Source organism: Streptomyces sp. NPDC051976 (assembly GCF_040680795.1).
Classification (GTDB): domain Bacteria; phylum Actinomycetota; class Actinomycetes; order Streptomycetales; family Streptomycetaceae; genus Actinacidiphila.
In genome coordinates this window covers 118,218-126,661 of the sequence record NZ_JBFAXL010000027.1, presented here as the reverse complement: position 1 = coordinate 126,661, position 8,444 = coordinate 118,218, and the positions used below count along the sequence as shown (strand labels likewise).

The 8,444-nt window shown below is 71.9% G+C and carries 6 protein-coding genes; 1 reads left to right on the top strand and 5 read right to left on the bottom strand.

The genetic code is table 11. From position 1 onward, the window contains the following. Nucleotides 1-184: 184 nt before the first annotated feature. Genes AB0M29_RS25440 through lanL form a run of 5 tightly spaced genes read right to left on the bottom strand, consistent with a single transcriptional unit; the run spans nt 185 to nt 5,235 of the window. On the bottom strand, nt 185-307 hold the full coding sequence (locus AB0M29_RS25440) for an ALQxL family class IV lanthipeptide (protein WP_365386370.1): 123 nt from the start codon (nt 305-307) through the stop codon (nt 185-187). A 45-nt stretch (nt 308-352) separates the two neighbouring features. Continuing rightward, entirely contained in the window at nt 353-487 is a 135-nt protein-coding gene (locus AB0M29_RS25435; protein WP_365386369.1) for an ALQxL family class IV lanthipeptide, read from the bottom strand. Between the two features lie 51 nt (nt 488-538). Further along, nucleotides 539-667: an ALQxL family class IV lanthipeptide gene (locus AB0M29_RS25430; protein WP_365386367.1), complete on the bottom strand. Its 129-nt coding sequence runs from the start codon at nt 665-667 to the stop codon at nt 539-541. A 6-nt stretch (nt 668-673) separates the two neighbouring features. After that, entirely contained in the window at nt 674-2,494 is a 1,821-nt protein-coding gene (locus AB0M29_RS25425) for an alpha/beta fold hydrolase (RefSeq protein WP_365386364.1), read from the bottom strand. Then, complete coding sequence (lanL, locus tag AB0M29_RS25420) at nt 2,491-5,235, bottom strand: class IV lanthionine synthetase LanL (protein ID WP_365386362.1); 2,745 nt, start codon at nt 5,233-5,235, stop codon at nt 2,491-2,493. Before lanL ends, AB0M29_RS25425 begins: the two co-directional genes overlap by 4 nt. 219 nt (nt 5,236-5,454) lie before the next feature. On the opposite strand from lanL, the gene AB0M29_RS25415 reads away from it, so the two are divergent. Continuing rightward, the gene (locus AB0M29_RS25415; protein WP_365386360.1) at nt 5,455-8,226 is read left to right on the top strand and encodes an AAA family ATPase; all 2,772 of its coding nucleotides are present in this window, start codon (nt 5,455-5,457) and stop codon (nt 8,224-8,226) included. Nucleotides 8,227-8,444: the final 218 nt, after the last annotated feature.

Sequence of the window (8,444 nt, the reverse complement as noted above, 5' to 3'; positions counted from 1 at the left end):
AAACCCCCGGGTTCGGTCTTTTACCCGGCTCGGGGGGGGGGGGGGGGGCCGGGGGCGCGTTGTCACGTGGTGGGGGGCGGGGCGGGGGGGCCCCCGCCCGCCCCCCCCCCCCACCGCGCGAGCGCACCCCGCGGACCGGCAATCGGGTGCCTACCGCCCGCCGATCAGCGGGTGTCCGCAGTTCTCACGGATCGGTAATCGTGCACGTGGCCGGGCACACTGTCGGCCAGCAGCTCTTGGTGCAGCCGCCGACGGCCTGTTCCTCCTGCGCGGGGAGTTCCTGCAGGGTGTCAAGGTCGAGTTCCATGGATGATCACCTCCTCTCACGTACTGGCGTACGGGCACAGGGCCGTCAGACGGTGGACACCGTGCAGGTGGCCGGACACACCGTCACGCGGCAGCTCACGCCGCAGCTCCACTCGCACGCTGAGGCGGCCTCCTCCTCCTGCGCGGTGAGCTCCTGGAGTGTGTCGAGGTCGAGTTCCATGTGATGTTCCTTTCGGGACGGGAAGGATGCCGCGACGCGCGGCAGCGGCTCTCACGTGCCGGACAGCCCGCAAGTGGCCGGGCACGATGTCCAGCTCCTGTAGCAGCTCAACACGCAGCCGCCGACTGCCTGCTCCTCCTGCTCGGGGAGCTCCCGCAGAGCGTCCGGGTCGAGCTCCATGGATGATCACCTCCTCTCATGGGCGGGCAGGCGAGCGCCGTGGGCGGCCGGCTCGCCGTCAGTGAGGAACCGGGCCACCTCGGCGGCGACCGGGTCCTGGACGGAGATCCCGAGAGCGGTGTGACCGCGGTCAGGAGGTTCCAGATAGTGGAAGTCCGTGTCCTCACGGCGGCCGGCTTCAGCCAACTGCCGTACGAGCAACCGTGAATGGGCCACCGGCGTGGACTCGTCACGGGCCCCATGGACCAGCAGGAGCCGGGCTCGCAGGTCGGCCGCGAACCGGGTCACGTCACGTGGCCCGAGGGCGTCGGTCGCCTCGGTGAGCCCGTCGAGGCGCTCCACCATGCCGCGTACCGCCGCGAAGCCGTCGGTGTGGAGCCGGGGTCCGGACAGGAACGGGGCGACGGCCACGCACGTCGACCACAGGTCCGGTCCGGTCGAGGCGGCCAGCAGCGCCAGGTAGGCGCCGTAGCTGATGCCGAACACGGCGGGGCGCTCCAGTGCGTCCGCACGATTGGCCTGCACATACGCCCCGACGGCCGACACGTCGGCGAGGTCGGGCACGCCCCAGGCTCCGACGAGGGCGAGCGTGTGCCCAGCCCCGTAGCCGGTGCTGCCGCGCTGGTTGGGGGCCACGACGGCGATGCCGGCCGCGGCGAGGATCTGGAACAGCGGGTTGAAGCCGAGCGTCCAGTGGCTGTTCGGGCCACCGTGCAGCGTCACCACGACCCGGGGGCAGCCGCGCCAGTCCGGCCCGTAGACCACGGCCTCGACCGGTCCGTCCGCCCCGGGGAAGGACTCCACCCGGCCGGGCAACCACGGCCCGGCAGGTACGGCGGGGAGCCGGAGTTCGCGCGAGTCCGGTGGCAGCCAGGCCATGGTCCGCGGTCTACGGGGGCCGGAGTGCGGGAGCCACAGCCCTGCGGTGGTCCAGGCCGCGACCGGGAGGAGTTCGCCCTCCGGCACCGCGATCCGGTGCACCTCCCCCGACTCGGTGTTCCAGCAGCTGAGCAGCGAGCGCGCGCCGACGGTCTCCAGGACGGCCACACACGTCCCTGAAGGCTCCAGCGCCAGAGGGTACGCGACCCCCCGCAGGGGAGTGTCCTGATCGAGTGGCCGAATGCTCTCCCCGGCGAGGTCCGCCCGCGCGAGCACCGGCCCTTCCGGGCACCGCTGGGCGAGCAGGACATGGTGCTCACTAGCGGCCAGCACATGGGAAGGGCCGTCGAGGAACGGCATCCGGACAGTGGTCCCGTCGCGCGGATCGAAAAGAACCCGCACCGGGCCGGATGCCGGTCCCAGGGTGAAAAGGATCCGGGGGCCGCAGAACACCGCGTCCCGTACCGGCCCCGGCAGCCGGACCAACTCCTGGAGCCACGGTGTCCCGGTGGTCACCCGGTACACCGTGCTCTCCCCCTCCGCCGTCCCCTCACCGGCTCCGCCGCCCGACCAGGCCAGCGCAAGGCCGCCGCACTCCACCGGTCCCGGCAGCAGGGCCAGCGGCACACCCCGCACACTGCCCAGGACGCCGAGGTGTCCGTCACCGTGGAGCAGCTCCACCACCTGGGTGCCGGTGACGCCATGCCGGGAGACCAACACCCGTTCGCCGTCCAGGGGGAGGACCGTGGTGCAGGCCGGGTCGCACGTCAGCTCGGCGGAGAAGTCCAGGACCGGCCCGTGCTCCCCCAGGCTCCAGCTCTCGGCGTGGTGCAGGCCGGACCCGGTGGTCGCCAGGCAGGCGGCCCGTGTGCCATCCGCGGAGAACCGGAAACCGATCCTCGACGTCACCGTGCTGTCATCGAGGTCTCCGTGCCAGGAGTTGGTCACGGCGCGGCCAGCTGCATCGAGCGCCCGACGCCGTCGACTGCCTTCACCGGGGCTCCGTCGACCATCCAGGGCCGCGCCCCGCCGTGCCCCAGTCGCAACAGGAAGCCCACCGCGCCGCTCAGGCCGGTGTTGTAGTCGGCTGCCGTGCCGTACGAGGACTCGTCGGGCATCACCAGCCGTTCTCCGTGGATGCCGTGGCGCAGCACCATCGAGACGGCCAGTTCCTCGGCCCATCCGCGGTAAGGACCGCCGACGGCGTCGGCGACGTCGAGCAGGAACTCGCCGTTGCCGGCCAGACCATGGCAGGCCGCCAGCCCCGAGAACCACCTCGCCTGGCGGACCGCCTGCGCGGCCTGCTCCGTCAGGCGCAGGTACTCGGTGTCATCGGTGGCCTGCCACAGCCGCAGCAGAAAGGTCCCCACACCGGAGGCGCCACTGCACCAGTGGATACGCATCCCCGTGCCGCGCTCGTCCCTGCGGTCGCTGCGCCAGTACGCCCCCGACGGCCCGGATTCGGCCTCGGCGGCCAGGGTGTCCCCGGCGGCCACCGCGGCCTCCAGGTACCTGCTGTCTCCCGTGGCCCCCGCGGTCGCCAGCAGCGCGTATCCGACCCCGGCGACGCCGTGGGCGAACCCCAGGTGGGTGATACCCGCCAGGAGCGAGTCCATTGCGCCGGGAACGGGCCAGTACACCTGGCCATCGCTGTACTCCGCAGCCGCCAGCAGAGCGTCGCCGCCCCTGACCGCACGATCGAGGAACTCGGCGCGCCCGGTGCTCCGCCACAAGTGGAGCTGGGCCAGCACCGACCCCGCGACCCCGTGACACACGTCCGGGTTGGGCCACTCCACCGGCACCGCCAGGCCCAGCTCGACCGCCTGCTGCTCAAGCTCGTCGTCACCGAGGTGGCGGGCCGCGTCGTACAGCGCCCAGGCGGTGCCGGAGCGGCCGAAGTACAGGCCGGGCAGCAGCCGGGGGACCGCGTTGCGTCGCTGAGCAGTCCAGTCCGCGACCCGGGCGACGGCCGCGCGCAGATCGTCCCGCCGCAGGAACCGGTCCGCCAGGGTGAGCACGCCCAGGACGCCCGCCGATCCGTGCTGGACGTTGCAGGGGTCGGTGGTGTCGCCGAAGTCGGTGCTCGGCCACAGTCGGCGCCCGTCGTCGCCGGGGGTGGCGAGGGTCGCCAGGAGGTGGGCGAGGCCATCGTCGGTGAAGCGCAGCCGGTCGGCTTCGGACAGCCGGTCCGCCGCAGCCGTGCCGTTCCCGCCGGCCACCACGGCGGTGGCCTCGGCTACCGTGCACCCGGCGAGGAACTCCCGGAGCCGGTCGAGCGACCAGCGCTGTTCGGGATCGTCGGCTGTCAGCCCGAGCACGGCCGGCGCCAGCATCCGCACCACCGTGTTGCGCACGCCGGCCGCGCGGAGTACGCCGCCAAGCCGGCCGTGCGCCGACCGTGGCTCCGGGCTGTCCTTCCCGAAAGCGGGCGCGGTCCCCACAGCGAGGAAGTACAGCACCGTTCCCAGTGAGTAGAGGTCGGCCGTCTGCTGCGGCACCCAGCCCTCGCCGGGATTGCGCACGACCTCCGGTGCGGCGAAGCCGATCGTGTGGCCACGGACCCCCCACTCACCGGGGACGCATGCCATCTCCGGGTCGATCAGCTTCAGCTCTCCGCCCGGAAGCACCATGATGTTGAGCGGAGTGAAGTCCTGGAACACCAGCCCCCGCGCATGGACCTCGGCCAGCAGTTCGGCGAGCCTGCGTGCCACGTCCACCGCCAGGGCCGGGTCCAGCGCGCCGGTGGGCCCGCTGTCCGCCATCCGCTCGTCGAGCCAGCGGGCCAGCGTCTGGCCGGGCAGGAGAGACTCCACAAGGAAGGTGTGGCCCTCCCGGTCGAACAGGTCGACCGGCTCGGCGGTGATCCCGGCCAGCGCGGTCAGCGCATCCCACTCCCCACGCAGGCCGTCCCGGCAGTCCTTGCCGTTCAGGTACCCCGCCACGTGAGCGCGGGCCTGCTTGACGATCACCTCCGCGCCGGTGCGGTGGTCGAGCGCCCGGTACACGCCGCCGCGGGCGGAGTGGCGGATCGCCTCTCGCACCTCGTAACGGCCGGCGAGCAGTGCCGGGCCCGTGGCGCCCTTGACCGCCGTGGACGCCTTCGGCGGGCTGGGGTACGGCAGTTCCGCCCAGGACGGCGGGCAGAACCACGGCTTGCGAGGGTCCTCGACCGGAGTTCCGTCCGGATCGGCGACCCGTACCTCGAACACCCCGTCGTCCGTGAGGACCGGGACGCCCCGGAACGCCCCGTACCGGTAGTGCACCAGGCTGCCGGGCCGCAGCGGCCGGTCGGACAGGATGGCGGGGCCGGGAAAACCCGCGGTGGCCTCGTCGAGGGCCGCGGCGAGCTCCCGGAACTCACCGTCGTCGGACGGGTAGACAGTGATGATCTTTCCGCACTGGGCCCGGCTGAAGCGCGCGCCGGTCATCTCCGAGACGGTCCCGAGACTCCGAGCGAATTTGAAGACGCAACCGCGCGGCACCAGGACGTCGGCGACCCGGTGGAGCACCTCCGGCGCGGAAGAGCGCGTCGCGGAGACGTGGAGCTTCCATCCCTGTATCCGCTCGACCGGACTGCCGCCGGCCGGCGTCGCCCGGCACCAGACCTGGTCCTCGCTGAACGTCCAGCCCTCCAGGCCATGCTCGGCGAGGACCGCCTCCACCACCCACTGCAAGCGAAAGTCATGCATGCCACAGCCCCATCCCGACGATCCGCCGCTCGACAGCGACCTCGACGGCCAATCTGGCAGCAGAGGGGGTGCCGAGCTTGAGGGGCCGACCCTCGTTTTTTGCCGCATCCGTCAGGAGTTGCGTAGGGGTCCTGCGTAATCCGACGGAGGCGACCCGTGCAGAGCGCGGGTGATGATCGCTCCCCACGGCGCCGCAGTACGCAGGACGGGAGCAGAGGTATGACCGGGCCCTACCCACCGACCATCTGCAGGGAAAGGGAGATGGCGGTCCTGCGATCGGCAGTCGCCGCATGCTCCGACGGAGCCTCCACGGTCGTGGAGATCACCGGCGACCCTGGCCTGGGCAAGTCCAGGCTGCTCGGCGAACTCGAAATGCTCGCCCGAGCCCAAGGGCTGACCGTCCTGTCCGACCGCTGCTCGGCATTCGAACGCCAACGCCTCCTCTTACTGGATGTGCTCCAGCCCGCTCCGCACAGGCAGGGACAGGGACACCCCACGCGTCACCGGGCCCACCAGGATGTCGTCCAACTCCTCGCCGATGCCACCGGTGGCCGCGGGGTCCTGTTGTGCCTGGACGATCTGCACTGGGCCGGAGAGGCCACGCTGGAACTGCTGCACGGCCTCCTGCGGCGGCCGCTCGGCACACCGTTGATCCTGGCCTGCAGTCACCGGCCGCGGCAGTCCCCAGGCAGACTCCTTGCCTCGCTCCAGCACCCGGCACCTCACTACCGCGTCGCCCGCCTCCAGCTCGCGCCACTGGACCGGGAAGCCTGCGCCACCCTGCTGGGCCCCGAGCACAACACGGAAGACCGCAACAGGCTCTGCGCGGCCGGCGAGGGCAATCCGTTCTACCTGGGCCTACTCAGCGAACTGGCCAGGAGCGGTGCCGCGGGCCTCCCGGAGACCGTACGCGCGGCCGTGATCCGGGAAACGGCCATGCTTTCCGGCGACGAACTCGCGGTCCTGCGCGCCGCCTGCGTACTCGGCGACCCCTTCGACCCGCTCCTCCTCTCGGCGGTCGCCGACCTCCCCGACCAGCGAGCCCTGGACGCCCTGGATCGATTAGCCGCGCTCGACCTCGTCCGGACCGCCCACCCGACGGGACCGCCGTCCGACGTGCAACGGCTGCTGCAGTCACGGCACCCCGTCCTGCGCGAAGCAGTGTCCGCGCACACCCCGCCGGGTTGGACCCTGGCCGCCAACAGCCGCGCCGACCTGGCCCTGCGCGCCAGTGGAGCCGACGTGGTGGAACGCGCCCCCCATATCGCGCGCTCGGCACGCCCAGGGAACGCCGACGCCATCGCGGACCTGGCCGAGGCGGCTGCGTCAGTCCTCCACACCTGCCCCGCCACCGCGGCCACCTGGTTGCGCTCCGCGCTGCGCCTGTCGGCCACCGACCGCTCCAGGGAGGCGGCCTCACCCAGACGCGGCATGCTGCAGGGCCTGGCCGAAGCCCTCGCGATGACGGGCGACCTCGCCGGCTGTCGCGACACCGTGGAGCAGGCCCTGAACCTGGTACCCCCCGACAATCCCGACAAGCGCGTCCCGTTGATCGCGCTCGGGTCAAGGGTCGAACGCATCCTCACCCCGAGGCCGACCAGCACCGCTCTCGAGACAGAACTCGCCCGCTGGCCACACGGCGCCCCCCGCGCAGACCCGCTGCGACTGCAACTCGCCCTCGTGCGGACCACGCAGGGAAGGTACGAGGAAGCCGTACATCTCCTCAACACGCTCCGCGCCCGCACCTCCACGGCATCCGACCGCAAGACCCGCACCGCCGTCGCCGCCGCCAGCGCCCTGGGCGCCGCGTACAGCGGGCGCCGGGAGCCCTCCCGAACGTACGCGGCCGAAACGGCAGCCTGGTTCGAGTCCATGAACGACGAGGAACTGGCCACTTACCTGGACGAGGCCACCCAGCTCGGCTGGGCCGAAACTCTGACCGAGCGCCACCACGACGCCCTGCGCCACACCACCCGCGCCGTCGCCGTCGCCCGGCGGACCGGGCAGACCCATCTGGCGCCCTATCTGCTGCTGTGCCAGTCGTACACACAGCAGGCCACTGGTGACCTCATGGGCAGCGCCGCTGCGGCCAAAAGCGCGGAAGGGACGGCGCATCAGCTCGCCCTGCCGAATCTCGTCGCCTTCGCATTGACCCTGGGAGCCGCAGCGACCACCCTGCAGACAGGCCCCGCCTCGGCGGCCGGAACCGTCGCGCACGTTCTGCCTGCCCTCGACCGACGCGGAAGGTTCTGGGAGGCATCCGCCGGCACGCTGGCCGCGCTGCTCCTGGAGCAGGGCCGCCTCGACGACTGCCTGGACCTCTTGCGCGCCCTCACCGGAGCCGACCGTCCCGTCACCGCACACTGCCTACGGGCGATGTGGTGCTGCACCGCCGCCCGGGCCGAGACAGCCCGGGGCAACCACGCCACGGCGCGTGAGTGGGCCGCGCGTGCCGTCGAGTCGGCCAACGCTGTGGATCTGCCGGGCCAGCGCGGATACGCCGCACTCGCCCAGGCCTCCGTACAGGCCGACGACCGCGATGCCGCCGCCGAACTCTATCTCTCCGCAGCCGACTTGTTCGCCTCCGGCGGGCTCGTCCCCGTCGAGGCCCGAGCGCGACTGCTCCTCGGCCACAGCCTCGCCGACACCCACCGACTCGACGAGGCCGGACTCGCCGTGGGCCGGGCAAAACAGCTCGCCGACGCATGTGGTGCCACCCACCTCGCCCTTCTCGCCGTCAACGCCCATCGGCGGATCGGCGGACATCGTCCCCGCTCCAGCCACCACGCCCCCGACCACCCCGCACTGTCCGAACAGGAAAGCCGCATCGCCGAGCTTGTCGCCCGTGGCCGGAGCAACCGCGCCGTCGCCGCCGACCTCTTCATCTCCGTCAAGACAGTCGAAGGCCACCTGACCCGCATCTTCCGCAAGCTCCATGTCACCTCACGGTCGGGCCTGGTCACAGCCATGGACAACCTGGGAGCCGTCTGAGGAACCCCGCCCCGGCCATCGTCCTTGGACTGGCGCGGGGAGCGAGCGCCTCGGGGTCAGCGGCCAACCCGCGGTCAGCACACCTCACCCGACCGCAAGGCCAAGCGGACACACCAACACACGTACCAACCCCTCGGAGAATGGAGCTTCCCTTTGAGCCGAACGGTTCAAAGGAATCGCACCTGACACGTGGCGCCCCCGTGCATGTCTACGTGTGA